20 protein-coding genes are annotated in these 22,960 nt (G+C 65.3%); 12 read left to right on the top strand and 8 right to left on the bottom strand.

Going from position 1 to position 22,960, the window contains the following annotated elements; all coding sequences use genetic code 11:
* Positions 1 to 320: 320 nt before the first annotated feature.
* From CV770_RS35020 to upp, 3 genes are all read left to right on the top strand, one after another.
* The gene (locus CV770_RS35020) at positions 321 to 1,577 is read left to right on the top strand and encodes a GTP cyclohydrolase II (protein WP_104465600.1); all 1,257 of its coding nucleotides are present in this window, start codon (positions 321 to 323) and stop codon (positions 1,575 to 1,577) included.
* Positions 1,578 to 1,584: 7 nt separating this feature from the next.
* Entirely contained in the window at positions 1,585 to 2,823 is a 1,239-nt protein-coding gene (locus CV770_RS35025; RefSeq protein ID WP_091957934.1) for a URC4/urg3 family protein, read from the top strand.
* 200 nt (positions 2,824 to 3,023) lie between these two features.
* Positions 3,024 to 3,653 (top strand): uracil phosphoribosyltransferase, encoded by a 630-nt coding sequence (upp, locus tag CV770_RS35030; protein ID WP_011089974.1) that lies wholly within the window; start codon positions 3,024 to 3,026, stop codon positions 3,651 to 3,653.
* Between the two features lie 7 nt (positions 3,654 to 3,660).
* Here the strand turns inward: upp and CV770_RS35035 are convergent, their stop codons facing one another.
* Both CV770_RS35035 and CV770_RS35040 read right to left on the bottom strand, forming a co-directional pair.
* Positions 3,661 to 4,773, bottom strand: a complete 1,113-nt coding sequence (locus CV770_RS35035; protein WP_104465601.1) for a M48 family metallopeptidase — start codon at positions 4,771 to 4,773, stop codon at positions 3,661 to 3,663.
* Positions 4,774 to 4,776: 3 nt separating this feature from the next.
* A complete protein-coding gene (locus CV770_RS35040) occupies positions 4,777 to 5,931 on the bottom strand; it encodes a YjgN family protein (RefSeq protein WP_104465602.1) in 1,155 nt (384 codons plus the stop codon).
* Positions 5,932 to 6,226: 295 nt separating this feature from the next.
* Here CV770_RS35040 and CV770_RS35045 point away from each other — a divergent pair, with 295 nt between their 5' ends.
* Together CV770_RS35045 and CV770_RS35050 are read left to right on the top strand one after the other, a co-directional pair.
* Positions 6,227 to 7,492: a cytochrome P450 gene (locus CV770_RS35045; RefSeq protein ID WP_091957943.1), complete on the top strand. Its 1,266-nt coding sequence runs from the start codon at positions 6,227 to 6,229 to the stop codon at positions 7,490 to 7,492.
* An 87-nt stretch (positions 7,493 to 7,579) separates the two neighbouring features.
* Positions 7,580 to 8,854 (top strand): cytochrome P450, encoded by a 1,275-nt coding sequence (locus tag CV770_RS35050; protein ID WP_104465603.1) that lies wholly within the window; start codon positions 7,580 to 7,582, stop codon positions 8,852 to 8,854.
* Between the two features lie 227 nt (positions 8,855 to 9,081).
* Here CV770_RS35050 and CV770_RS35055 read toward each other — a convergent pair whose 3' ends face one another.
* On the bottom strand, positions 9,082 to 10,002 hold the full coding sequence (locus CV770_RS35055) for a LysR substrate-binding domain-containing protein (protein ID WP_104465604.1): 921 nt from the start codon (positions 10,000 to 10,002) through the stop codon (positions 9,082 to 9,084).
* 125 nt (positions 10,003 to 10,127) lie between these two features.
* Between CV770_RS35055 and CV770_RS35060 the strand changes: the two genes are divergently transcribed.
* The 4 genes from CV770_RS35060 (at position 10,128) to mdlC (ending at position 15,038) form a co-directional block, all read left to right on the top strand.
* A complete protein-coding gene (locus CV770_RS35060; RefSeq protein WP_104465605.1) occupies positions 10,128 to 11,297 on the top strand; it encodes an acyl-CoA dehydrogenase family protein in 1,170 nt (389 codons plus the stop codon).
* Positions 11,298 to 11,307: 10 nt separating this feature from the next.
* Positions 11,308 to 12,411, top strand: coding sequence for a CaiB/BaiF CoA transferase family protein (locus CV770_RS35065; protein ID WP_183262005.1), 1,104 nt, complete (start codon positions 11,308 to 11,310; stop codon positions 12,409 to 12,411).
* Positions 12,412 to 12,426: 15 nt separating this feature from the next.
* Positions 12,427 to 13,278 carry an HTD2 family dehydratase gene (locus tag CV770_RS35070; protein ID WP_104465607.1) on the top strand — a complete coding sequence of 284 codons (852 nt, stop codon included), beginning with the start codon at positions 12,427 to 12,429 and terminating at the stop codon, positions 13,276 to 13,278.
* A 137-nt stretch (positions 13,279 to 13,415) separates the two neighbouring features.
* On the top strand, positions 13,416 to 15,038 hold the full coding sequence (gene mdlC, locus CV770_RS35080; protein ID WP_104465609.1) for a benzoylformate decarboxylase: 1,623 nt from the start codon (positions 13,416 to 13,418) through the stop codon (positions 15,036 to 15,038).
* Between the two features lie 167 nt (positions 15,039 to 15,205).
* Here mdlC and CV770_RS35085 read toward each other — a convergent pair whose 3' ends face one another.
* Positions 15,206 to 15,982, bottom strand: coding sequence for an SDR family NAD(P)-dependent oxidoreductase (locus CV770_RS35085; RefSeq protein WP_104465610.1), 777 nt, complete (start codon positions 15,980 to 15,982; stop codon positions 15,206 to 15,208).
* A gap of 75 nt (positions 15,983 to 16,057) precedes the next feature.
* Here CV770_RS35085 and CV770_RS35090 point away from each other — a divergent pair, with 75 nt between their 5' ends.
* The gene (locus tag CV770_RS35090; RefSeq protein WP_201760177.1) at positions 16,058 to 16,519 is read left to right on the top strand and encodes a MarR family winged helix-turn-helix transcriptional regulator; all 462 of its coding nucleotides are present in this window, start codon (positions 16,058 to 16,060) and stop codon (positions 16,517 to 16,519) included.
* A gap of 126 nt (positions 16,520 to 16,645) precedes the next feature.
* On the opposite strand, the gene CV770_RS35095 is transcribed toward CV770_RS35090, so the two are convergent.
* Both CV770_RS35095 and trhA read right to left on the bottom strand, forming a co-directional pair.
* Positions 16,646 to 17,440: an SDR family oxidoreductase gene (locus CV770_RS35095; protein ID WP_104465612.1), complete on the bottom strand. Its 795-nt coding sequence runs from the start codon at positions 17,438 to 17,440 to the stop codon at positions 16,646 to 16,648.
* 53 nt (positions 17,441 to 17,493) lie between these two features.
* Positions 17,494 to 18,189, bottom strand: a complete 696-nt coding sequence (trhA, locus tag CV770_RS35100; RefSeq protein WP_104465613.1) for a PAQR family membrane homeostasis protein TrhA — start codon at positions 18,187 to 18,189, stop codon at positions 17,494 to 17,496.
* Between the two features lie 178 nt (positions 18,190 to 18,367).
* Here trhA and CV770_RS35105 point away from each other — a divergent pair, with 178 nt between their 5' ends.
* Together CV770_RS35105 and CV770_RS35110 are read left to right on the top strand one after the other, a co-directional pair.
* Complete coding sequence (locus tag CV770_RS35105) at positions 18,368 to 19,837, top strand: YcjX family GTP-binding protein (protein WP_104465614.1); 1,470 nt, start codon at positions 18,368 to 18,370, stop codon at positions 19,835 to 19,837.
* Positions 19,834 to 20,862 carry a YcjF family protein gene (locus tag CV770_RS35110; protein WP_104465615.1) on the top strand — a complete coding sequence of 343 codons (1,029 nt, stop codon included), beginning with the start codon at positions 19,834 to 19,836 and terminating at the stop codon, positions 20,860 to 20,862. Before CV770_RS35105 ends, CV770_RS35110 begins: the two co-directional genes overlap by 4 nt.
* Before the next feature lie 115 nt (positions 20,863 to 20,977).
* Here CV770_RS35110 and CV770_RS35115 read toward each other — a convergent pair whose 3' ends face one another.
* Together CV770_RS35115 and CV770_RS35120 are read right to left on the bottom strand one after the other, a co-directional pair.
* Entirely contained in the window at positions 20,978 to 22,537 is a 1,560-nt protein-coding gene (locus CV770_RS35115; protein ID WP_245453945.1) for a glycosyltransferase family 39 protein, read from the bottom strand.
* A gap of 186 nt (positions 22,538 to 22,723) precedes the next feature.
* Positions 22,724 to 22,960 (bottom strand): transposase (locus tag CV770_RS35120; protein WP_146101263.1); only part of this gene is annotated, 237 nt, incomplete at its 5' end.

A 22,960-nucleotide genomic window follows, 5' to 3' on the forward strand; every position in this document is an offset into this window, starting at 1 on the left:
TCTCCGGGGCGGGCAGCCGATCCAGTCGATATGTCTGAATATGCGGGTTTTATCCAGTCGCCCGTTGGAACGCCGGCGCGCCCCTGCCCCTTCAAAAATTCAAGCAATTACATATATATACGGTGTCGCGCGGCGTCCTTCGTCCCTCCGGGCGAGCGCGGGAACGAACCTCGGGACCAGACGCCACGATTAACTTGTCTGTCGCGTCTTGCCGCTACAATATGTTGGATTGAGCTTGCGTCGCCGATGTTCCGCGTCGGCAACGCGACCGAGCCAGGCCCGTCCGAGCGGCGGGCCGTTGGCTTTTTGGGAGTTTGGTCATGAGCCGCGCGAACCGTACCGACCACATCCGCCTGACTTCGCATCCGGAGCCGGGCCGGAAGTCCGCCTTCCCGATCCACTGGGGCGCCACTGACGCGCGCGCCCGCGGACCGATCATCGGCACAGTCTCGCGCGCCGGGGATCGCAACGTGATCGGCAGCCATGGCGGGTCCTATGCGATGTACCGCGCGCTCGCAGTCTCCGCCGGCGCGCTCGATCCGATTCGCAGGCCCGACCTCACCAACACCTTTCCGGCCGCGACCATCGGGCCGTTCCCGCAATGGAGCGATCCCACCAAGATCGTCGCGCTCGATCCCTGGGGGCATCTGGTCGCCGAGAATTTCGGCAAGGAGATCGCAGAAGGCTCCGACATCCGCCCGAGCATCGCCGTGACGCGGGCGCGGCTCGACCTGCCGGAGATCCGCGAGGCGCTGGCCGCAAAGCGGCTGCGCGCCGACGGCGAGGTCGTGCATGCCAATGGCAGCGTCTCCGTCGTGAAGATCGCGATCGATCCGGTCTGGTACCTGCCGGGGCTTGCGGCGCGCTTCGGCACCGCTGAGACCGAGCTGCGGCGCACGCTGTTCGAGCAGACCGCCGGCATGTTCCCCGAGCTCGTCACGCGGCCGGACATGAAGGTGTTCCTGCCGCCGATCGGCGGCACCACGGTCTACATGTTCGGCGATGTGACGAAACTGCCGGACCATCGCACAAAGATCACCTGCCGCGTGCATGACGAGTGCAACGGCTCCGACGTGTTCGGCTCCGACATCTGCACCTGCCGGCCCTATCTGATCCACGGCATCGAGGAATCCGCACGCGGCGCGCAGGAGGGTGGGCTCGGGCTCGTCGTCTACAACCGCAAGGAAGGCCGCGCACTCGGCGAGGTCACCAAATTCCTGGTCTACAATGCGCGCAAGCGCCAGGAGGACGGCGATGCGGCCGCCGCCTATTTCGAGCGCACCGAATGCGTCGCCGGCGTCCAGGACGCGCGCTTCCAGCAATTGATGCCGGATACGATCCACTGGCTGGGCTTGAAGCGCATCGACCGCTTCCTGTCGATGAGCGACATGAAGCACGACGCGCTGACCTCCCAAGGCATCGACATCGTCGAGCGCGTGCCGATCCCTCCGGAGCTGATTCCCGCCGACGCCTATGTCGAGATCGCCGCGAAGAAGGCGGCCGGTTATTACTCGACCGACATCGCGCCCGAGAAGGACGTGGACGGCGTGGTCGGACGTTCGCTGGAAAAATACTGATCGCGCGATGGCGGAGGCTTTGGAATTGCAAGCACGCTCCCTGCTCACCGCAGATGCGGTGCGCGCGCGGGCCGGGCAGATGCTGGAGATCGGCCTTGCCGGCGGCTTGAGCCACTTCACGATCGATCTCGACCGGATGGATGGCGTCGCGGAGGCCGTGCTCGCGGTGACGCGAAAAGCCTATCCGGCGCTGGAGATTCCCTTCCATGCGCGCTGGCGGCATTTTGTGCTTGGCGGCGTCGACCGCTGGGCGAAGCTTGCTGACGCTGCTTCGTGGCCGGACCGCGCCGCGCGGGCGCGCGCGGAGTTCGACCTCGCCATCGTCAGCGTGCTGCTCGATGCCGGCGCGGGCGCGGCCTGGCGCTATCGCGATGCCATGAGCGGCGAAAGCATCGGCCGGTCCGAGGGGCTGGCGATCGCCAGCCTCGACATGTTTGCGAGCGGCCTTTTCTCGGGCGATGCGCGCGCGCCATTCAGAGCCGATGCCGAGGTGCTGGCAAAACTGCCCCTGGCATCCCTCACCTCCGCCTTTCAGGTGAGCGATGCCAATCCCCTGGTCGGGCTGGAGGGGCGCACCGATCTGTTGCGGCGCCTTGGCCGGCACGTCGCCGAGCGCGCCGACGTTTTCGGCTTGAATGATACGCCGCGCCCGGGCGGCCTGTTCGACCACATCGCGGCGCAGGCGAATGGCGGCGCCGTTCCCGCGCCCGCGATCCTGTCGGCGGTGCTGAACCAGCTCGGGCCGATCTGGCCCTCGCGGCTCGAGCTCGCAAAAATTCCGCTCGGCGATTGCTGGCGGCATCCGGCGATCAAGGCGGACGACGGCACGGCGGGCCTCGTGCCGCTGCACAAGCTGTCGCAATGGCTGAGCTATTCACTGATCGAGCCGCTGCAGCGCGCCGGCCTCGATGTGACTGACATCGACGGCCTCACCGGGCTTGCCGAATACCGCAATGGCGGCCTGTTCGTCGATCATGAGGTGCTGCGCCTGCGCGACGCCGCGGATGCCGAGCGCGCGCATGCGGTGGACTCGCTGCTCGTGGTGGAATGGCGTGCGCTGACGGTCGCGCTGCTGGACCGGCTGGCCGAACTGGTTCGCACAAAACTCGGCCGCACGCCCGAAACACTGCCGCTCGCCAGCATATTGGAAGGCGGCACCTGGGCCGCGGGCCGCGCCATTGCCTTTGCGCGCCGGCCCGATGGTTCACCGCCGCTCAAGGTCATCAGCGACGGCACGGTTTTTTAAACCCTCTCCCCTTGTGGGAGAGGGTGGCTTCGCGAAAGCGAAGCCGGGTGAGGGGTTCTCTCCGCGAACCCATCTCTCAGTGAAGTTCGCGGAGACAACCCCTCATCCGGCGCTTCGCGCCACCTTCTCCACAAGGGGAAAAGGGAAGAAGCGCCGGCTCGTTGCATTTCAACCAACGCGCATTTCGTTAGGAGCGTTACATGGAAGGCGTCACGATCGTCGATCATCCGCTGGTGCAGCACAAGCTGACGCTGGTGCGGGACAAATCGATTTCAACAAAGTCGTTCCGCGAGCTGATCAAGGAGATCGGCATGCTTCTTTGCTACGAGGTGACGCGCGATTTGCCGCTCGCGGATACCGTGATCGAGACGCCGCTGGCGACGATGCATTCGGCCAAGATCGCCGGCAAGAAGCTGGTGTTCGTGCCGATGCTGCGCGCCGGCACCACCTTCGTCGACGGCATGATGGACCTGGTGCCGACCGCGCGCGTCGCCCATATCGGGCTCTACCGCGAGCCGCACAGCTTTGCCGCGGTCGAGTATTTCTTCAAATCACCATCCGACCTCGGCGAGCGCCTCGCCATCGTGGTGACGCCTGTCGTCGCGACCGCCAACACGGCGGTGGCCGCGATCGACCGGCTGAAGGAGCGCGGCGCCAAGGACATTCGCCTCGCCTGCCTGATCGCAGCGCCCGAAGGGCTCGAGCGGCTGCGCGGATTGCATCCGGACGTTCCGATCTGGACTGCTGCGGTGGATGAAGGCCTCGACGAGAACGGCTTTATTTTGCCGGGCCTCGGCGACGCCGGCGACCGCGCTTACGGGACGCGGTAGGAGAAGTTCACACCTTCCCGCTGCCGCAAATCCCCTTCAGTGACTGCCATTCCTTGTCCGTCAGCAACGGCGGGCCGCTGGTGGGACGATCCTCTTTCGTCATGCGGGCGAGACGATCCTCGGTCAGCGGATGGCTCGCGAGGATATTTGTCAGGCCAGAGCCGCCCTCCTTGCCGGTGATGCGGAACATCAATTCAGCCGCAGGCTTCGGCGAGCGGCCGAGCTTGTGCATGATCTCGATCGCGAACGTATCGGCAGCGTTCTCGGCCTCGCGCGAATAGGAGGCTTCGACGACGGTGCGCGAGGCAAAGATCACGGCGGATGAGCCGGTCACGTCGCCGAACAACAGGCCGATCAGGAACGAGGTGCCACCGTTGTAGATCAGGCTGCGCATGTTGTCGTAATGCTTGAGGTGACCGAGCTCGTGGGCCAGGATGCCGGCGAGCTCGTCGGGGTTCTGCGCCTTGTCGAGCAGGCCCCTCAGCACGTAGACCTTGCCGCCGGGCAGCGCGAACGCGTTCGGCACCGCGGTCGGCAGCACGCCCGCCGTCATGGAATCGTCGTCGAGGCCGGCGGCATCGCGCAGGCGGTTGACCAGCTTGGTGAACGCGGCCTTGCCCGCGGGGTCTTCGCACACGCTGCGGCCAAAGATGGTCTTCACCTGGACTTCGGAGGCGTCGCCGATGCGCCGCTCGATCGGTTTCGGCACCAGCGGCGCGAGACGGTCGGCGGCGAGCGGCACGCCGAATAGCACGACGCAGACGATGGAGACGGTGGCGGCGACCGACCAGCCGATGATTTTTGCGACACCGCGGCGCGAGGTCCGGTGCTCGTCGAGATGGGTGCAGCGGACGGTCACGTCTGCCGCGAGTACAGCGTCGCGGATCTCGAGCCGCGCCAGCGGCGGCGCCGTGGTGCAGGCCAGACGCAAAATCCCGGGCGGACTGTCGGCGCGGCGAATGTCGGCATAGGACCAGCGAACCGGCGTTCCGCCCTCCTCAAGAATCTCGAGCGCATCGGCGAACGCCAGCGTCACCTGCCGCCGGCGGCTCGACGTGCCGTCGAAGAAGATGGTCGGCTTGGCGGCCTGCGCCGGGGCCTCGGCAAACACGTCACTCACAGCTCAGAATCCCGCGACATCGAGCCCGTCGGCAAAACCTTCGCCGAGCGCGCTGGCAAGCTGACCGCTGCCGCGCACATCCGCCGCGGCTCCGATATTGTGCACCTCGACGGTCTCCAGCACCTTGGCCCAGAGATCACGCTGAAGATAGACCCGCATGACGATGTTGATCGCAAGCGCCAGCGCGAGATAGCCTGCTACCATCATTACCACCATCGGGATGCTCCTGGCGGCATTGTCGGAGCCGAACACCTGATCGGCGGGAACGCCGCTCAGCTGGACAACCAGCAAGGCGGAGCCGCCGAGATAGGCGGAGAACACCATCGAGAGCAGCGTCCACCAGCCGATCATCTTCCAGTACAGGCCGTAGAAGGCATTGTGCGGCAGGTCCGAGGACAGGCTGACGCCGCCGATGCGGATGCCGTCGAGCCACCAGCGCCATTCGCGCGCTTTGAATTCCGCATAGAAGAACGGCGCGAGCGGGAAGATCACCAGCGCGATCGGGCTGAGCAGCCACAGCCACCAGCCACGCTTGAAGAAGGTCCAGCCGTTGCCCTCGAAATCGCCGCGGAGATCGCCGTAATGGGTGTGCTGCATCTTGTAGCGTTCGAGCGCGGCCGCGCGCCAGGGCAGCGCCAGGCCGAGCGTCAGGAACACCAGCAAGCCCCACGCCATGGCGCGGAACGAATAGGCCCAGCCCGAGCCGTCCATCCAGAAGCGGACGCCGCGCCAAACGGTGCGCGTCAGCCGGTAACGTCGCGCGCGAAAAATCGCGAACTGGCCGAAGGCGTAGAAGCCGATGAACAGCGGCGTCGAGGCAAAACCCTGCCAGCGCTCGAACTCGATGCCGATCAGGAAGTAGGCGAGGTAGATCGGCACCAGGATCGCGAGCGCGAACAGGAAGCCGACCAGCAGCTCCTTGGCGCGGCCGGTATATTCGGCGGCATCGCCGTCGATCGCGGTGTTCGCCCACAGATGACGGCGGATGTCGGTGACGAGCCAGAACCGGTAGAAGCCGAAGGTGACGAGCTCCAGCATGGCACCCTTGGTGACCATTTTCCGGAACTCGGAGCGGTCACCGCTGAAATCGACCCGCGCGGGCGGCAGCGGCGGCGGTAAGGGCTCGGAGCCGATCGGGGTCCATTGCATGTCGTTCACGGCGGCAACCTCGGGATGCGGTCTTGATCGGGTCAAACTATAGATCAGAGGTTGGTCGGCCCCCAAGATGGCGGGTTCGATTTACCTCGATTCCAGTCGGTTTCTGTCACGATTTCACGACAAACGGTGTGCGGAGGGTCACGCTGGCAGAAGTCCCGTAGCCCGGCCACGCCCAAAGGTTGGATGTGACAAAACTCTCCCTTGCTCCGGCGCAGACAACCGGCTGTAATTGCAAATCAAATACCGCAGCGCAGAATTCAACGAGAACGCGCGGTTCATGCCAGGGAGAGCGGTCATGCATGGGACCATCGAGAGCGCGGCAAAGCTCGACGCATTGCGCGAGCGCGCCAATTCACTGCCGCTGGAGCAGTACGATCCGGGCGATCCGGAACTGTTCAGGACCGATACGTTCTGGCCGTATTTCGATCGGCTGCGCCGGGAAGATCCCGTGCACTACTGCAAGGACTCGATGTTCGGGCCGTACTGGTCGGTGACGCGCTACAACGACATCATGGAGATCGAGACGAACCACGCAGTGTTCTCCTCGGCGTCTTCGCTCGGCGGCATCACCATCCGCGACATCGATCCGGACCTGCGCCGCGAGAGTTTCATCTCGATGGATCCGCCGCGCCATGCGGCGCAGCGCAAGACCGTCGCGCCGATGTTCACGCCGACGCATCTGGACAACCTCGCCCTGAACATCCGCAAGCGCTCGGCCGAGTGCCTGGACAATCTGCCCCGCGGCGAGGTGTTCGACTGGGTCGACCGCGTCTCGATCGAGCTCACCACGCAGATGCTGGCGGTGCTGTTCGACTTTCCCTGGGAGGACCGCCGCAAGCTGACGCGCTGGTCGGATATTGCCACCACGATTCCCGGCCCCGACGGCCTTGTCGCCACCGAGGACGAGCGTCAGGCCGAGCTGACCGAATGCGCCGGCTATTTTGCGAGGCTGTGGAAGGAGCGCATCGCGCAGCCGCCGAAGAGCGACCTGTTGTCGATGATGGCGCATGGCGCCGCGACGCGCGACATGGACGCCAAGAACTTCCTCGGCAATCTCGTGCTTTTGATCGTCGGCGGCAACGACACCACGCGCAACACCATGTCGGGCTCGCTCCACGCGCTGAGTCAGCATCCGGAACAGTATCGCAAGCTGCGCGAGAACCCCGCACTGCTCGACAGTTTCGTCCCCGAGGTGATCCGCTGGCAGACGCCGCTGGCGCATATGCGGCGCACCGCGCTCGCCGACTTCGAGTTCCGGGGCAAAGAGATCAAGAAAGGTGACAAGGTCGTGATGTGGTACGTCTCGGGCAACCGCGACGAAGAGGCGATCGAGAAGCCCTACGACTTCATCATTGACCGCGCCCGTCCGCGCACGCATCTGTCCTTCGGCTTCGGCATCCACCGCTGCGTCGGCCTCAGGCTTGCCGAACTCCAGCTCAAGATTATCTGGGAGGAGATCCTGAAGCGGTTCGATCATATCGACGTGGTCGGCGAACCCAAGCGGGTCTATTCGAGTTTCGTGAAGGGTCTGGAAGAACTGCCGGTGAAGATTGCGGCATGAGTTAACTCCCTCTCCCCGCTTTCCGCCTCCGCCAAGGCTTCGGCGGAGAAGGCGGGGCGAGATGAAGAACCAACTGGAGCCACGACGATGAACATCCAAGCGCCGGTTAAAGTGGACAAGGCCGAACGCATGCGCAGGGCCCGCGAGGAGGCCTATGCGACGCCGTTGGCGCAATTCCACCCTGGCGCGCCCAGGCTGTTCCAGGACGACACGCTGTGGCCGTGGTTCGAGCGGCTGCGCAAGGAAGAGCCGGTGCATTACTGCACCAACGCGCCGATCGAGCCGTACTGGTCGGTGGTGAAGTACAACGACATCATGCATGTCGACACCAATCACGGCATCTTCTCCTCGGACTCGACGCTCGGCGGCATCTCGATCCGTGACGTGCCGGAAGGCTACGACTATCCGAGCTTCATCGCGATGGACCAGCCGAGGCATTCGTCGCAGCGCAAGACGGTGTCGCCGATGTTCACACCGACACATCTGGACGAGCTGGCAAGGCTGATCCGGCAACGCTCGCAGACCGTGCTCGACAATCTGCCGCGCAACGAGACCTTCAACTTCGTCGAGCGCGTCTCGATCGAGCTGACAACACAGATGCTGGCGACCCTGTTCGACTTCCCCTGGGAGGAGCGGCGCAAGCTGACACGCTGGTCGGACGTTTCGACCGCGCTGCCCAAGAGCGGCATCGTCGCCTCCGCCGAAGAGCGCCGCCGCGAGATGGACGAGTGCTACGCCTATATGTCGAAGCTGTGGAACGAGCGCGTCAACTCGGCACCGCGCAACGATCTGCTGTCGCTGATGGCGCACAACGATGCCACACGCCACATGGACCCCGACAACCTCATGGGCAACATCATCCTGCTGATCGTCGGCGGCAACGACACCACGCGCAACACCATGACCGGCTCGGTGCTGGCGCTGAACGAGAACCCGGAGCAATACGACAAGCTGCGCGCCAATCCGGAGCTGATCGACTCCATGGTGCCCGAGGTGATCCGCTGGCAGACGCCGCTGGCGCATATGCGCCGCACCGCGCTTGCCGATACCGAGATCGGCGGCAAGCACATCAAGAAGGGCGACCGCGTGGTGATGTGGTACGTCTCCGGCAACCGCGACGAGGAGATGTTCGACAAGCCGAACGACTTCATCATCGACCGTCCGCGCCCGCGCACCCACCTCTCCTTCGGCTTCGGCATCCACCGCTGCGTCGGCATGCGCCTCGCCGAGCTGCAGTTGCGCATCGTCTGGGAAGAGATGCTCAAGCGCTTCGACCGCATCGAGGTGGTCGGCGAGCCCAAGCGGATCTATTCGAGCTTCATCAAGGGATACGAGACGCTGCCGGTCAGGATTCCGGGCTGATTGCGTTTCCGCGGCACACTCGACTCTCTCCCCTCACCCTGAGGAGCCTGCGAAGCAGGCGTCTCGAAGGGCGAGGCCACCAGCCGGGCCTGCATCCTTCGAGACGCGCGCAAGGGCGCGCTCCTCAGGATGAGGGGCAAATACCCCAGCTATAAAATTTCGGCATGACAGCTCGCGCCAGATGCGAAGGCAAGGCGGCGCCTGACTGTTCTACGACGTCAGCGCATCTAACTCAATTTGATGTCCCAGATGCCTTCCTTGCGGCAGGCGGCGACTTCCTCGCGCAGCAGCGCCGTGACGGCGAGCGAGGCCGTCGAGACCGGGCGGTCGATCGGAGAAGCGAAAATGAGCTCGCGCGTCATCGGCTTGGATACCGGCGCGGTTTCCAGCCGCCCGTCCGCGACCTCGCCGTGGACCGACGACGGCGGCAGCAGCGCGAAGCCGAGGCCCTCCTCGACCAGGCTCGTCAGCACGCGAAACGAATCCGCCTCGAGCTGGACGTCGAGCTTGATCTTGCGCTGCGCGGCCGCGTGCTCGATCAGCGCGCGGAGGCCGTGGGAATGACTGGGCAGCACCAAACGTTGCCGCAGCAGCCAGCCGATGTCGACGCTCTTCTTGCGGGCGAGGCCGCAGCCGCGCGGGCCGACCGCGACGATGTTGTCGCGCCCCAGGCTCTCCACGTTGAGATGCAGATCAGCGGAGCGGCCATAGAGGATGGCGAGATCCATCTCGCCGCGGTGCAGCCATTCGACGAGATGGCCGCTATAGCTCTCGACGATGCGCAGCGAGATGCCGGGAAATTTCTCGACGCAGCGCCGCGCAAAGCGTGCCGACAGCACGCAGCTCACGGTGGGAACGAGGCCGAGCACGACCTGGCCCGACGGCGGCCCCTTGGACGACTGGATGTCGTCGCGGATCTGGTCGATCTGCCGCACGATGCCGGAGGTGCGCGCCAGCAGCAGGCGCCCAGCCTCCGTCAGCACCATGCCGCGGCCGTTGCGGGTGAACAAATCGGTGCGCAGCTCGTGTTCCAGGAGCTTGATCTGCCTGGAAAGCGCCGGCTGCGCCACGCGCAGCGTGTCGGAGGCCTTGGACAGGCTGCCGAGCTCCGCCACGCAACTGAAGGTCCTGAGCTGCCGGAAATCCATGCTTGCCAATCCTGGAAGGCTACTCCATACGCTATAACAAATGAGCATAGGGGGCTGGCGTTGTTTTCACAACGCCTGAGGATCGGCCGGCGTTATCTTAACTGCCGCTAAGAACTGGAAACGCCATGAGTGAAGAACACCACGCCGAAGATTACGCCGACATCCGCGAAGCCGTCGCAAAACTCTGCGCCCAGTTCCCCGGCGAATATTGGCGCAAACTCGATCGCGAGATGGCCTATCCCAAGGCGTTCGTCGACGCGCTGACAGCGGCCGGCTATCTCTCGGTGCTGATCCCCGAGGAATATGGCGGCGCGGGGTTGAAGCTGTCGGCGGCGGCCGCGATCCTCGAAGAGATCCAGCGCGCGGGCTGTAACGGCGGCGGCTGCCACGCCCAGATGTACACGATGGGCACGGTGCTGCGGCACGGCAACGCCGAGCAAAAGGCAAAATATCTGCCGAAGATCGCCAGCGGCGAATTGCGTCTGCAGGCCTTCGGCGTCACCGAGCCGACCAGCGGCACCGACACCTCCTCGCTCAAGACCTTCGCGCGCAAGGACGGCAACGACAGCTATATCGTCAACGGCCAGAAGATCTGGACCAGCCGCGCCGAGCATTCCGACCTGATGGTTCTGCTGGCACGGACCACGCCGAAGGAGCAGGCCAAGAAGCGCACCGACGGTCTTTCAGTGTTCATCGTCGACATGCGCGAGGCCAAGAACAATGGCCTCGAGATCCGTCCGATCCGCACCATGATGAACCATGCCACCACCGAAGTGTTCTTCACCGACATGAAGGTGCCGGCGGAGAATCTGATCGGCGAGGAAGGCAAGGGCTTTCGCTACATCCTCTCCGGCATGAACGCCGAGCGCATCCTGATCGCCGCCGAATGCGTCGGCGACGCCAAATGGTTCATCGCCAAGGCGACGAACTACGCCAAGGAGCGCAGCGTGTTCGGCCGGCCGATCGGCCAAAATCAAGGCATCCAGTTCCCGATCGCCAAGGCCTACGCTTCAATGCGCGCGGCCGAATTGATGGTGAAGGAAGCCACGCGCAAATACGAGGCCGGGCTCGACTGCGGTGCGGAGGCCAACATGGCAAAAATGCTGGCAGCCGATGCGTCCTGGGAGGCGGCGAACGCCTGCATCCAGACCCATGGCGGCTTCGGCTTTGCCGAGGAATACGACGTCGAGCGCAAATTCCGTGAGACGCGGCTCTATCAGGTGGCGCCGATCTCGACCAACCTCGTGCTCTCCTTCGTCGCCGAGCATGTGCTCGGCATGCCCCGCTCGTACTGAGGCCACCATCATGGGAGCATTGGACGGGATCAGGGTGATTGCGGTCGAGCAGGCGGTGGCGGCGCCGTTCTGCTCCTCGCGCCTGGCGGATGCCGGCGCGGAGGTGATCAAGATCGAACGGCCCGAGGGTGACTTCGCCCGCGGCTATGACGCGGCGGCCAAGGGCCAGAGCAGCTATTTCGTCTGGCTCAACCGGGGCAAGCAATCGGCCGTGGTCGATCTCGCGACGAAAGAGGGCTGCGCCGAGTTGGAGAAGCTGATCGCAAGCGCGGACGTATTGATCCAGAACCTCAAGCCGGGCTCGATGGACAAGCTCGGTTTTTCGCGCGAGCGGCTACTGAAGGACTATCCAAGGCTGATCTCCTGCACCATCACCGGCTATGGCGACGAAGGTCCCTACGCGCATCGCAAAGCCTATGATCTCCTGATCCAGGCCGAAAGCGGCCTCGCCTCGATCACCGGCAATCCCGATGGCGCCTCGCGCGTTGGCATGTCGATCGTCGACGTCGCGACCGGCGCCACCGCGCATGCGGCGATCCTGGAAGCGCTGATCGGGCGCGGGCGCACCGGCAAGGGCTGTGACATCCGCATCTCCATGTTCGACGTGATGGCGGACTGGTGCACCGTGCCGCTGCTCAACTCCGAGGCCGGGAATCCACCCAAGCGCATGGGGCTGCGTCATCCCTCGATCGCGCCCTATGGCGTGTTCACCTCGAAGGACGGCAAGGACATCCTGATCTCGATCCAGAGCGAGCGCGAGTGGAAGACGTTGTGCGCGAAGGTGCTGGATCAACCCGATTTGCCCGCCGATCCCCGCGTCGCCAACATGGTCGAGCGCGTGCGCAACCGTGATTTCACCGATACGACGGTGGCGGACATTTTCGGCAAGATGACGCGCGACGAGCTGCTCAAGCGGCTGTCGGACGCCGATATCGCGTTTGCCGAGGTCAACACCATGGCCGACCTCACCAACCACCCACATCTGCGCCGCATCGAAGTCGACACGCCGCAGGGACGTGTCAGCTATCCCGCGCCGGCGCCGATCATCGTCGGCGAGACGCGCGCTTACGGCGCTGTGCCCGCCATCGGCGAAAAGCCAAAGTCCAAGACGTAAGAAGAGCGAGGCGTCATGACCGAGAAGCTCGACATCGATCACTTGCGGCAATGGATCGGCCGCAGCACGGAGGCCACCGACATCGTCACCGCGCAGCTCGTGATGGGCCTGCGCGCGACGCTGTTCCAGGAGGTCGGCGAGCCCAAAACGGGTGATGCCGCGCCGTTCACGGTGCATTGGTGCCTGGCGCAGCCGGTGTTTCCGATGTCGATGTTAGGGCCCGACGGCCATCCCACCCGGGGCGGCTTCCTGCCGCCGGTGCCGCTGCCACGCCGGATGTGGGCCGGCGGCGAGATCGAATTCCTGCAGCCGCTGCGCGTCGGCGATGAATCGACGCGGACCTCGCGCATTGCCGACGTGCAGGTGAAATCGGGCTCGACCGGCACGCTGTGCTTCGTCTCGGTCGAGCACAGCATCTCCTCGCCGCGCGGCACCGCCATCCGCGAGCGGCAGGACATCGTCTATCGCGAGATGACGAGCAGCGCGCCGGCTGGCGGCAAGGCCCCGCCCCCGCCGCCGAAGGCGAAGCACCGCGAGACCCATATCTCCGATCCCGTGCTGCTGTTCCGCTATTCCGCGCTGACCTTCAACGGCCACCGCATCCATTACGACCGCGACTACGTCACCAAGGTCGAGGGCTACCCCGGCCTGATCTTCCACGGCCCGCTGCAGGCAGCGTTGATCATCGAGATGGCGGCGAAGCTGCAGGGCGGCAAAGCGCCGAAGAAGTTTTCGTATCGCGGCCTGCAGCCGCTGTTCGAGGGCACCGAGTTCTCGGTCAACGCGAATGAGACCGAGGCAGGCATGGAGCTCTGGACCGCGAATGCGGAGGGGCAGCCGACGATGAAGGGGACGGCGGTTTGGTGACGGGTACATCGTCATTCCGGGACGGTCCAAAGGACCGGACTATGGTGCGCAATTGCGCACCTGAGAATCTCGAGATTCCGGGTTCGCTTCGCGCCCCGGAATGACGGCTCAATAACAAGCATTCGGGGACGGAAACCATGGCCAAGAACGGCAAGACCGGCAGCAAGTCCGTCACCGTCAAGCAGGCGACGCTCGACCTGCTGCGCTCGTTCGGCATCGACAGGGTGTTCGGCAATCCTGGTTCAACCGAGCTGCCGTTCCTCAGCGACTGGCCCGATGACATCGACTACGTGCTGGCGCTGCAGGAAGCCTCCGCCGTCGGTATGGCCGACGGCTACGCGCAAGCGACCCGCAATGCCGGCTTCGTCAATCTGCATTCGGCCGCCGGCGTCGGCAACGCGCTCGGCAACATCTACACCGCGCATCGCAACCAGACGCCGCTGGTGATCACCGCGGGCCAGCAGGCGCGCTCGATCCTGCCCTTGCAGGCGTTCCTCTATGCCGAGCGCGCCTCGGAATTTCCGCGGCCCTACGTCAAATACAGCGTGGAGCCGGCGCGGCCCGAGGACGTGCCGGCTGCGATCGCGCGGGCTTATTACACCGCGATGCAGCCGCCATGCGGGCCGACCTTCGTGTCGATCCCGATCGACGACTGGGCGCATGCCTGCGCGCCGATCGAGGCGCGCAAGGTCAGCCGGGAAATCGGCCCCGAGCTTGAGCCGATGAAGGCGCTGGTCGCTGCGCTCGGTTCCGCAAAGCACCCTGCCCTCGTCGTCGGCCCCGGAATCGACCGCGCCGGTGCGGTCGACCTGATGGTGCGCGTCGCCGAGAAGGCGAAGGCCAGCGTCTGGGTCAGCCCGTTCTCGGCGCGCTGCTCGTTCCCCGAGCGGCATCCGCAATTCGCCGGCTTCCTGCATGCCTCGCCGGCGCAACTGTCCGATGCGCTGCGCGCGCATGATCTCGTCGTCGTGATCGGTGCGCCCGTGTTCACCTTCCATGTCGAGGGCCATGCCGCGATCTTCGATGGTAGCGCGACGATTTTTCAGATCACCGACGATCCGGATGCCGCGGCGGTGACGCCCGTCGGCACCAGCATTGTCGCGACGATGAAGCCGGCACTCAGCCTGCTGCTCGACCTGCTGCCGGAGAGCAAGCGCGCCACGCCGAACGGCCGCACACTGCCGCCGGCGCCGCAAGCCTCCGATCCGCTGCCGGTCGAGTTCCTGCTGCACTCGCTGTCGCAGGCGATGCCGGATGGTGCGTCAGTCGTCGAGGAGATTCCTTCGCACCGGCCGGCGATGCAGAAATTCATACCGATGCGCGGCCAGGATTCTTTCTACACCATGGCGAGCGGCGGCCTCGGCTATAGCCTGCCCGCCGCCGTCGGCATGGCGCTCGGCAAGCCGAGCAGCCGCACGGTCTGCCTGATCGGCGACGGCTCGGCGATGTACTCGATCCAGGCGCTGTGGACCGCCGCGCAGCGCAAGCTGCCGCTCACCATCGTCGTCATCAACAATTCCGGCTACGGCGCGATGCGCTCATTCAGCCAGGTCATGCAGGTGCGCAATGTGCCGGGGCTCGAGCTGCCGGGCATCGATTTCGTCAAGCTTGCAGAGGGCATGGGCTGCCATGCGGTGCGGGTGAGCAAGGCGGCGGAGCTGGACGAAGCGCTGAATCGCGGGATGGCGTTTGAGGGGACGAGCCTGGTCGAGGTCGTCGTGGATTCGGCGGTGCCGGTGCTGTACGGGCAGAAGCATTGATCTTGTCGTCCCTGCGAACGCAGGGACCCATACCGCGTGATCTATCGGTAAGGCGCGGTGTCAGTACCGCGGGCAAAAATACGACCAGTCTTCGCCAAACTTCTCCCTGGGGTTATGGGTCCCCGCGTTCGCGGGGACGACACTGAATTTGTGGTGTCACCTCATCACTACGACGCCAGAAATCCCCCGTCCGCCGCGAGCACGTGCCCGACGACGTAGGACGACGCATCCGACGACAGCCACACCACGGCCTCCGCCACCTCCTCCGGGCTCCCCATCCGCCGCAGCGGCAGGCCAGCACTCACCGTTGCGACATCGCCGACACCGGCGCGCAGCATCATGTCGGTGACGACGCGGCCCGGCGCGATCGCGTTGATGCGGATGCCGCGCGGGGCGTTCTCCAGCGCCGCCGAACGCGTCAGCGAGATTGCGGCGGCCTTCGAGGCCGAATATAGCGAGAAGCCGGGATTGGGATTGCGCACGCCGCTGACGGAAGCGTTGACGACGATGCTGCCGCGCCCCTGCGCCAGCATCGCCGGCAGCTGATGGCGCAGGCACAGGAACAGCGCGCGGACATTGGTGTCGAACACGCTGTTGTAGATATCGGTGCCCTGCTCTTCCAGCGGCGCGCGGCGCTCCTGGAAGCCGGCATTGTTGAAGGCGACGTCGAGCCGGCCGCAACGTTCGATGGCGGTGCGGACGAGGCGCGCGACGTCGTCCTCGCGCGTGATGTCGGTCTTGAGTGCGATCGCCTCCGCGCCGAGTTCGCGGCAAGCGGCGGCGGTGGCCTCGATCTCGGCCTCGCGCCGGCCCGCCACGATGATCGCCTCGGCGCCTTCGGTCGCCATCCGCAACGCTGTGGCGCGGCCGATGCCGCTGCCGCCGCCCGTGACGAGGCAGACCTTGCCATTCATCCGCATCGCCGTCGGCAAAGCTCCGCTCATGGCTCACTCCAACACCCTTGCGCGCGCCGTTGCGTGCATATAGTTGTATAATACAACTATATGCCTGGAGTCAAGATGGCCGAGCGTGCGCTAATCGACGACATTCGCGCCGCCTCGCGGTTGATGGTACGCGAGCTCGGCTTCATGGATGCGACGGTGGCGGCCTCGGACTATCCGCCATCGGCCGTGCACACGATCCTAGAGATCGGCATCCGCGGCCCGACGACCTCAGCCGAGCTCGGCGATTTCCTGCGGCTAGAGAAGTCCAGCGTCAGCCGCCTGGTGCGCAAGCTGATCAATTGCGGCGAGCTCAGAGAGACGCCGGATGAGAATGATGCACGCAGCAAGTTATTGTCGTTGACGGCGAAGGGGCGGCGCACGCTGGAGGCGCTGCATGCGTTCGGCCGGCAGCAGGTGCGCGGCGCGCTGGCGGCGCTGACGGAAGCGGAACAGCGCACCGTGCGCGAGGGAATGATGCTCTATGCGCGGGCGCTGCGGCAGAGCCGGGTGGGGGATGAGGCGGAAGCAGCTGAGTGATGCAACGTAGCGCAGCGATATCCGGGCTACATCTACTCCATCATTCCGGAGCGATGCGCAGCATCGAGCCCGGAATCTCGAGATCTCGGGTTCGGTCCTACGGACCGCCCCGGGATGACCTAAACGTCACTTCCCGAACTCGTCCCGCATCCTGGCCTGGATCTTGGCCATGCCGCCGATCCAGCGATCATAATTCTCGGTCTTCTTGCGCATATAGCCGAGCACTTGCGGATGGGGCAGGATCAGGAATGTCTCCTGCTCGAGGCCGGCGAGCACGTCTTTCGCCACCTGCTCGGGCGTGAGATCGCCGTCGCCGGATTGCGGGCCCTTCGGGATCGAGCGCAGCATGTTGGTGTCGACACCCTGCGGGCAGAGGATCGAGACCTTGATGTTGTCGGCCTTGTGCGAGATCGCGAGATTCTCGGCAAAGCCCACTGCGGCGTGCTTGGTGGTGGAATAGGCCGGGCTGCCGACCTGCGACAGCAGGCCCGCGGCCGAGATCGTGTTGAGGAAATAGCCGCCGCCGCGCGCCTTCATGCGCGGGATCAGATGCCGCGCGGCATAGACATGCGCCATGACGTGGATCGCCCAGCTGCGCTGCCACGGTTCGTCCGAGGCGCCGCCGGCATTGACCGACATCGGATCGAAGCCGCCGCCGATGCCGGCATTGGAGCAGAACAGGGCGATGGGGCCGAACTGCCGCTCGGTCTCCTCGATGACGTGCGAGATGTCTTTCTCCTGCGCGACATCGCATTTGAAGGCCGCGCCATCCACCATGGCCGCGACCGCCCGCGCATTGGCGGCGTCCATATCCGCGACGACGACCTTGGCTGCGCCCGCATTGTAAAACGCCTCGCACAGCGCCTTGCCGATGCCGTTTGCGCCGCCCGTGACGACCACGACCTTGCCGGTCACCTGCATGCGACGTCTCCTCTTGTCTTATACCGCTTCTTGGAAGACCCCTTGGGCCTTGCTCAGCTCAACATGAGGTCGAGCACCGCGGTATAATGGCACGCCGCGCCGGCCAACACAAAGCCGTGCCAGATCGCATTCTGGAAACGCAGCCGCCGCCAGGCATGGAAGATCACGCCAAAGCTGTAGAGCAGCCCGCCCGCAAGGATGAAGCCCAGCACCAGCGCGGGCAGCGCCTTGACCACGGCGTCGTAGAGCATCACGCCGCTCCAGCCCATCGCGAGATAGATGCCGACCGAGACGCGGTCGAACCGGCCGGGGTAGAAGAGCTTCAGCACAATGCCGAGGATGGCGACGCACCAGACGCCGGCGAGCAGCACCAGCGCGAATCCGCTGTCCTTCACCTCGATGATGAACGGCGTATAGGTCGCCGCGATCAGCAGATAGATCGCGGAGTGGTCGAACCGCCGCAGCAGCCATTTGGCCGGCGACACTGGCCAGAGATTATAGGTCGCCGACAGCACCAGCATCGAGAGCAGGCCGGCGACGTAGATCAAGACGCCGACGATATCGATCGTACTGGCATAGACCACCGTCAGCACCACCAGCACGGTCGCGGCGATGATGCCGAAGAGGACGCCGATCGCGTGGATGACGCCGTCAGCGATCAGCTCGGCGCGATCGTAATTCCAGCCGATCACGTCGGCTGCGGCGTGGACGGAGCTGGATGCGAACTCTTTCAGTTGGAAGACGGTCATGGCAATCCGCAAGATGAGGCAATGTCCTCTTGTATGGGTCTTTCGGGATCGGCGCGTCGTTCAAACGGCTGATTTTCCGACAAAGACGGTGGAAGTATGGAGCTTGATTTTCTTCACGCAATTGCCACTTTTGTGATCGGTCACACAGTCCCGCCGCCCCCGATCCATTAACGTTCATATGGCATTCAGTTTCCAGGATATGGTCGAAGAAGCGCGCTTGTCCGCGCAGGCGCTGATCGACTATGGCGAGCACTTCTTCAACCCGACTGTGCGGTTAGGCGTTACCGGCCTGTCGCGGGCCGGCAAGACCGTGTTCATCACCGCGCTGATCCACGGCCTCACCCGCGGCGGCCGGTTTCCGGTGTTCGACGCTTACGCCTCGGGCCGCATCGCGCGCGCGCATCTGGCGCCGCAGCCCGACGATGCCGTGCCGCGGTTTGCCTATGAGAGCCATCTGCGCGCACTGATCGAGGAGCGACGCTGGCCGAACTCGACCGTCGACATCAGCGAGCTCAGGCTCGTCATCGACTATCAGCGCCCGAACGGCGCCGACCGCACGCTGACGCTCGACATCGTGGACTATCCCGGCGAGTGGCTGCTCGACCTGCCGCTGCTGCAGAAGAGTTTTGAGCAATGGTCGGCGGAGAGCCTGGCCTTGTCGCGCGAGGCGCCGCGCGCGCATCTCGCCAGCGAATGGCACGCGCATCTGGCAACGCTCAAGCCCGACGCGCGCGAGGACGAGCAGGCGACGCTGACGGCCGCAAAACTCTTCACTGATTATTTGCGCGCCTGCCGCGATGAGCGCTTTGCGATGAGCCTGTTGCCGCCCGGCCGCTTCCTGATGCCCGGCAATCTCGCAGGCTCCCCGGCACTGACCTTCGCGCCGCTCGACGTGCCCATCGGCGGCCAGGCGCCGGACGGATCGCTGTGGGCGATGATGGTGCGCCGCTTCGAGGCCTACAAGGACGTCGTGGTGCGGCCGTTCTTCAGGGATCATTTTGCCCGGCTCGATCGCCAGATCGTGCTGGCCGACGCACTGTCCGCGTTCAACTCCGGACCCGAGGCGCTGCACGATCTCGAAGCAGCCCTCGCCGGCATTCTCGATTGCTTCAACATCGGCCGCAGCACGATCCTCTCCAGCCTGTTCCGTCCGCGCATCGATCGCATCCTGTTTGCAGCGACCAAGGCCGACCATCTGCACCATTCCAGCCACGACCGGCTCGAGGCCGTATTGCGCCGCGCCGTCTCGGGCGCCGTTGCGCGCGCGGAAAACACCGGCGCCGCGATCGACGTGGTGGCGCTTGCCGCGGTGCGTGCCACAAGAGAAGCTCAAGTCGCGCGCGGCCGCGACAAATTGCCGTCGATCCTGGGAACACCGGCCGCGGGCGAAAGCGCCGGCGGTGAATTCTTCGACGGCAACACGGAGGTTGCGACCTTCCCGGGCGACCTGCCGCTGGATCCCGAGCCACTATTCAACGGCAATGCCGCGTTCCGCGGCCTCGCAACCGAGACCGCCGGGACAAGCGATTTCCGTTTCCTGCGCTTCCGCCCGCCCACACTCGACCGCGAGGGCGCCGAGCCGCCGACGCTGCCTCACATTCGCCTCGACCGTGCCTTGCAGTTCCTGATCGGAGACAAGCTCGCATGAACGACCGATCGAAGCCACGGCGGCCGGCAACGTTCCGGCTCGACGATCCCGGCGTCGTCGTCACCGAAGCCGACGAGACCAGCCGGCTCAGCCGCGCCACCATCCAGATCACGCCGGAGCCTGATCCGGCGATGCTGCCGGTGCCGATCGAGGCCGCGCGGCCGGCGCGGCGCGGATTTCCCTGGGGTACGCTGTTCTGGTCAGGCCTCGCCGGGCTGACGCTGCTCGGCACCGGGCTCGGCGTGGTGCATCTGATCGAGGACCTGTTCGCGCGCAGCGAAAGCCTCGGCTATGTCGGTCTCGCCTTCGCGCTCGTCACCGCCCTTGCGCTCGCGGTGGTGATCGGCCGCGAGGCATTCGGTCTGGCGCGGCTGGCGACGATCGAGCAGCTGCATGCGCGCGCCGCCGCTGTGCTCGCCAGCGACGACCGCAAGGAAAGCCGGGTCATCGTGCAGGATCTGCTCAAGATCGCGCACCAGAACCCGCAACTCGCACGCGCCCGCGCGACGCTGGAGAGCCACACCGGCGAGATCATCGACGGCGCCGACATGATCCGGCTCGCCGAACGCGAGTTGATGTCGCCGCTGGATGCGGAGGCGCGGCGTCTGGTGTCGTCAGCCGCGCAAAAGGTTTCGATCGTGACCGCGGTGAGCCCGCGCGCGGCGATCGACGTGCTGTTCGTGTTCGTCGCCGCGCTGCGCCTGATCCGCCAGCTCGCTTATCTCTATGGCGGCCGCCCCGGCGCGCTCGGCATGATCCGACTGCTCCGCCACGTCATCGCCCATCTCGCCATCACCGGCGGCATGGCCGCGAGCGACAGCCTGGTGCAGCAGATGCTCGGCCACGGCATCGCGGCAAAGCTGTCACAGCGGCTCGGCGAAGGCGTGCTGAACGGATTGCTGACGGCACGGCTTGGCCTCGCCGCGATCGACGTCACGCGCCCGCTGCCGTTCGCGGCCCTGCCGCCGCCGAAGCTGTCGGATTTGGCGACGGATCTGCTGCGGAAGAAGGACGAGGAGGAGTAGTGGGCTCTTCCTTACCCTCCCCTGGAGGGGGAGGGTAAGGCTTGCAGCGCGCCAGCGATGCTAGACGGGGTGGGGTGACAGTCTCTCCACCTCTCATAGTGCCCGTGTGGAGAGATCACCCCACCCCGCTCGCGCTACGCGCGATCGACCACGGGCGAGCTACGCTCGTCCCGGACCCCTCCAGGGGAGGGTAAGCGCGAGCCAGCACCTTCCACTGGAACAGCGGCGAATCCTTCGGCGGCGACAGCTCGGGGGTCCAGCCGGTTAGCCTTTCGATCACATAGGTGTCCGCGAGAACACCGCGCCAGCGGCGTTCGACCCGGCCGAGCGGCTCGCGCTTGGCGGGGATGTTCTCCCACAGCGATGCGCGATCGTCGGGCTCGCGCCCGACATAGATGCCCGCATGCCCCTTGATCCGGTCCAGGCCGGGATCGCGGAAATCCTGGAAGCGGCCGCGCTCGTTGATCTCTACGACGGGCACGCGGCCCCGGAACAGCCACCGCATCATGGCATAGGTGCGGTAATCCGTGGTCGCGATCCAGGTCGCACCTGTTTCGTCGAGCGCGGCCTGCGCGCGCGCGGCGACCTGCTCGTAGCCGGCTTCCGCGCCGATCGGGTCGATCTTGCCGAGCAGATTCCAGGGCGCGGCGACATAATAGAGGAACACGATCACGACGAAGGCGATGCCGGAGACGATCGCTGTCCTCGCCCAGAACAGCGAGGAGTTGAGCATGCGTGCCGACCAGCCCTCCTTCGCCATCGTCGCGAGGTTCACGGCCGCGGCGGCGAATCCGACTGGCCACATGAACATCGGCCAGGTGTCGCCGACCCTGAGCGTCGTCGACTTAAAGAGGAAATAGGCGAACGGCACCAGCACCGCCGTCGACAAGAGAATTCCAACGGGCTCGCGCGTGCGATAGCCCCGCCATGCCATCAGCACCAGCCCGGTCAGCACCACCGGCAGCATGACGAAGCCGACCAGGCCGAACTGCAGGCCGATAAAGTCGCCGATGGTCCGCAGCGAGATGCCGTAATTGGCGGTGGCGCGTACGCCCTGGAAACGAAACGAGGCCCAGTCGTGCTGCGCGTTCCAGACCAGCACCGGCGAGAACACGGCGATTGCGACCAGCACGGCGAGATAAGGGTAAGGGCTGCGCAGCCAGCGCCGGCGCCAGTCCGGCACCAGCAGAAAGGCGGCAACCGCCGGCGCGAACATGATGGCGGTGAACTTCGACAGCATCGAGAGGCCGGCGAACAGACCGGCCGCAAGCCACCAGCGTCCGTCGCCGCTCTGCACGAGCCGCACCAGCGACCACATCATCGCCACCGCAAACGGGATCATGGCGACATCGGGCGCGACCTTGGCCATCAGCAGGCCGTAATAGAGCGCAGCTTCCGGCATCAGCACCGCGAACAATACGGCGCGCACATCATGGGTGAGGCGGCGGACGATGTCGGCGAGCAGCAGCTGCGTCACCAGCATCGCGACGATGCCGCCGAAGCGGACCCCGAGCGTGGTGTCGCCGAAGATCGCGGTTCCGAAACGGATCAGCCAGGCGATGCCCGGGGGGTGATCGAGGAAGCTGAGCGCGCCCTCCTTCGACCAGGTCCAGTAATAGGCCTCGTCGGTGCGCAGTTCGATCGCGCAGGCGTAGACGATGCGCAGCAGCGTCATCGCGGCGATGATCGCTACGGCAAAAAGGATGAGACGGCGTTCGGCGCCGTCTGGCTTCACAGAGATGTCGGGAGCGATCGTCACGGCCGCGCTTTTCCCCAACTTGGGAGGGGGAGTCAATGTGGGGGGATAGTGCCGCATATACCGCCGTCGTCCCGAGCAAGCGAAGCGCCGACCCGGCAACTGTTATTGGGGGCCGGCCTTCAGGTACGGTTTCCTGTCGCGCATCATAGCGTTAAGGACCGTTAGCAGCTTCCTGGCAACGGCAATGAGGGCGAGCTTGGCCGGTTTGCCGGCCTGTCGCAATCTTTCATAGAAGGCCTTGAACGGATCGGCCCGTCGAACCGCGTTGAGAGCAGCCATGTAGAGAGCGTCGCGAACGCGCTTTCGACCGCCGGCGATCTTGCGTTTGCCACGGAAGGC

The organism is Bradyrhizobium sp. AC87j1 (assembly GCF_002936975.1).
GTDB classification, from domain to species: Bacteria; Pseudomonadota; Alphaproteobacteria; order Rhizobiales; family Xanthobacteraceae; genus Bradyrhizobium; species Bradyrhizobium shewense.